The sequence below is a fragment of the Sphingopyxis sp. genome (genome assembly GCF_035565275.1).
Classification (GTDB): Bacteria; Pseudomonadota; Alphaproteobacteria; order Sphingomonadales; family Sphingomonadaceae; genus Sphingopyxis.
On record NZ_DATMST010000279.1, the window covers coordinates 1 to 3,335 of the forward strand.

General features: G+C 61.0%; 3 protein-coding genes. 2 read left to right on the top strand and 1 reads right to left on the bottom strand.

Annotation, left to right across the window (positions count from 1 at the left end; translation table 11 throughout):
- Window positions 1–106 precede the first annotated feature (106 nt).
- A complete protein-coding gene (locus VN047_RS18625; protein WP_325545311.1) occupies window positions 107–1,663 on the top strand; it encodes a hypothetical protein in 1,557 nt (518 codons plus the stop codon).
- On the opposite strand, the gene VN047_RS18630 is transcribed toward VN047_RS18625, so the two are convergent.
- A complete protein-coding gene (locus VN047_RS18630) occupies window positions 1,650–2,684 on the bottom strand; it encodes an NAD-dependent epimerase/dehydratase family protein (RefSeq protein WP_325545313.1) in 1,035 nt (344 codons plus the stop codon). The two genes, VN047_RS18625 and VN047_RS18630, sit on opposite strands and share 14 nt — an antisense overlap.
- 166 nt (window positions 2,685–2,850) lie before the next feature.
- Here VN047_RS18630 and VN047_RS18635 point away from each other — a divergent pair.
- Window positions 2,851–3,335, top strand: a 485-nt coding sequence (locus VN047_RS18635; RefSeq protein ID WP_325545315.1) for a protein adenylyltransferase SelO family protein, incomplete at its 3' end; no start/stop codon positions are given.

The window sequence follows — 3,335 nt, forward strand, 5'->3', positions numbered from 1 at the left end:
TGCCGCGGCACCGCGTCGACTTGAACGAAGGAATTGCCGATCACCGGGAATTCGGTAGGAAGGCCGAGAGGTCCGGTCGGTCTGAGCCGGTGATCGGAGCAAGAATTTGACCAAGGTTTCGGATATTGCCCATCGCATCGCGGAGGCGATGGGGCTGGCGTGCGATCTGGAAATCCACGCTTTTGAGGCAGGTTCGACAAAGCTCGTCAGTCTGTTCGCCGACGCAGGACTGACAGAGGGAATAGACAATCCTATCCCGGTCCGGTTCGGGGCGCCTATCCCGAATTTCTATCACGCCCATTCAGGCAGTCTGCGTGTCAAGGTCGTCAACGCCAACAGCCAGAAAGTGGTGTTCGACGATGATCCTTATGATCGCCCGGTCTCGCTGCTGACGCTGTCGGGCAGTGATGGCGGCGATATGGTCGGGAACCGCCTCAAGGCCGGAGCGGGCCTGCGCGTCCAGACCGTATCTGAATGGATCGCGGAGGGGCCGCTGATGCTCTCGCAGTTCGCGGGCGACGATCAGGAACGGTTGGTCGCGGCGATCAGGGAGGCGGCTACCTGGCGAGGCAATGCCCAAGGGCACAGCATCCAGTTGGGGCGCGGCGAATTGAATCTTGCCGCGCCCTTCAACATCGGGAATCGGGTGACTTTGCGCGGTCTCAACAAACGTGGATCGAGGATCAAGGCGGCGCAGGGCCATGCCGGTCCGTTCATGATGATGGTCGAAAACGGCGGGGTCAGCATGTTCGATAATCCCATCGAGCAGTTGACGTTCGATTGCAACAATGTCTCCGGTCTGGGCGGGGTCGACAGTCAGGCATGGCAGGACGGCGGGGGCCTTCGAAGCGTGCTGATCGAAAAATTCCGGGGGATCGGCGTACAAATGCGCGGTATGGATGGCGGCGCGGCGTTTTGTCGCATTGCGGACAGCGAATTCTTTGGATCGTCCCAAGGCTGTGTCGCGGGGATCAGGTTGAATGACGCGCTCGCTTCGCAGGCGTTCCAGCTGGTCATCTCAACAACCACCGTGGCGGGCGCGGGCAAGATGGATAATCGCGCAATGCCGAGGGCGATCGACGTCGTAAGGGGCTCGCTGCGGGTGCACAGCAGCCATGTCGAGAATTGCGTGACGGGAATTTACCTCGATGGCGCGGGCGACCATCTGATTGAAGGGTTTCGCGGCGCGAACTCGGCGGGCGGCGTGACGAACTTGGTCGAGATCGCGCCGGGATTCACGGGAACGCTGCGGATGAGGAATTGCTGCCGCAACGGCGCCGTGAACCTACTGAGGGACAATCGTCCGGCCGGCCTCGGCACCATCTCCTATGACACCGACGTGACGATCCGGAAGGAGCCAGAGGCGGCGCAAGGAGCGATCATCGCGTCGGCCAATATCGATGGTACGCAGACGCCTCGGATCACGAAAGGCTTCGGTATCTCCGCCGTGCAACGCAAGGGGGTGGGAGACTATATCGCCGTGTTGACCCGATCCAACCAGACGGCAAATGATTTCTCCGTTTTCGCCACGACGAATATGGGCATGGGCAATGTGCGGTGCGACTTGAACGGGGTTAATTCGGTTCGTTTGCGTTGCTTCGACGCAGCCAACAATCCTGTCGATGTGAACGAACTCAAGCTGCTCGTAATCAGGGTTGCGTAGCGTCCCTCGGTGACGGCTCGTCATGCAATTGGCCAGCCTCGCGATACCATGAAACGAAGGCGGGAATGCCGACGCTGATCGGTGTGGTCGGGGCATAGCCGAGATCGCGCTGGATCGCGCCGATATCGGCATAGGTCGCATGGACATCGCCGTCCTGCATCGGGAGCATATTGAGCTCGGCCTTGCGCTCGCATGCAATTTCGATCGTCCTGATGAGCTCCATCAGCGGCTCGGGGCGGTTGTTGCCGATATTGTAGAGCCGGTGCGGGGTGGTGAAGCCGCCGGCCTTTTCGAGCCCGTCGTCAGCGGGCGGCTTGGCCAGGCTCGCGAGCACCCCGGCGACGATATCGTCGATATAGGTGAAATCGCGCTGCATATCGCCATGATTATAGACGTCGATCGGCTTGCCCGCGAGGATATTGGCGGTAAATTTCCACAGCGCCATGTCGGGCCGGCCCCATGGACCGTAAACGGTGAAGAAGCGCAGTCCGGTCTGCGGTATGCGGAAGAGATGGGCATAGGTCTCGCTCATCAGTTCGTCCGCGCGTTTGGTAGCCGCATAGAGGGAGACGGGATGATCTACCCGATCCTCGAGCCGGAATGGCATGATCTTGTTTGCACCATAGACCGAGGAAGAAGAGGCGTAGACGAGATGGCGAACCTTGTGCTGGCGCGCGATTTCGAGGATGTTGAGATGTCCTGCCATGTTCGATCGGACGTAAGCGGCGGGATTGTCGAGCGAATAGCGGACCCCTGCCTGCGCAGCGAGATGGACGATGCGATCGAATTCGGTTCCGGCCAGCGCGGCTGCGAGAGCGGACTGGTCGCCGATGTCGGCGCGGCGGACGATCAGGCGTCCCGCGCCGATTCGTTCGAGCTCGGCAATCCGGGATTCCTTCAGCGCGACCGGATAATAATCGTTGAAATCGTCGACTCCGATGACGGTCTCGCCCCGCGCAAGCAGGCGCGCGGCGGTGTGCATACCGATAAAGCCCGCGATTCCGGTTACGATGATTGACATATTTTCTATTCCCGACCCTTCTGGCGCGTTCATGGCATGGTTAAGGAAAACAGCGGGTTAACCGGTATGGCCCGGGTGGATATCCGGTTGGTGGATTCCGCCACAGCTTTTCAGCGCTTGCAATCGGCTCTTCCGGATCGACATAGATATAATCAGGAGTAGCTGCATGGATTTTGCGTTCGACAACAGCTTTCATGCCGACATGGAGGGTTTTTACGCGCCCGCCGAAGCGGCGCAACCGTCGGCGCCGAAACTTCTGGCCTTCAATCATGCGCTGGCCGACCGGCTCGGACTGGCGATCGAGGGAGTCGGGGACGACGAACTGGCGAACGTCTTTTCGGGGCGGGATCTGCCCGCCGGCGCCAATCCGCTCGCCTTCGCCTATGCCGGGCATCAGTTTGGCCATTTTTCGTCGCAACTCGGCGACGGGCGCGCTCTCCTCATCGGCGAGGTCGTTGCGCCCGATGGCGCCCGGTTCGATGTGCAGTTCAAAGGGTCGGGCCCCACCGCCTTTTCGCGCAACGGCGACGGCAAGGCCGCGATCGGCCCGGTCTTGCGCGAATTTCTCGTTTCGGAAGCGATGGCCGCTATGGGCGTGCCGACGACGCGCGCGCTTGCGGCGGTCGCGACGGGCGACCGGGTGCAGCGCGA

Bases quoted from the DNA above. Each gene is read 5' to 3' on its own strand.
- VN047_RS18630 (WP_325545313.1), bottom strand. From the start codon at position 2,684: ATGTCAATCATCGTAACCGGAATCGCGGGCTTTATCGGTATGCACACC.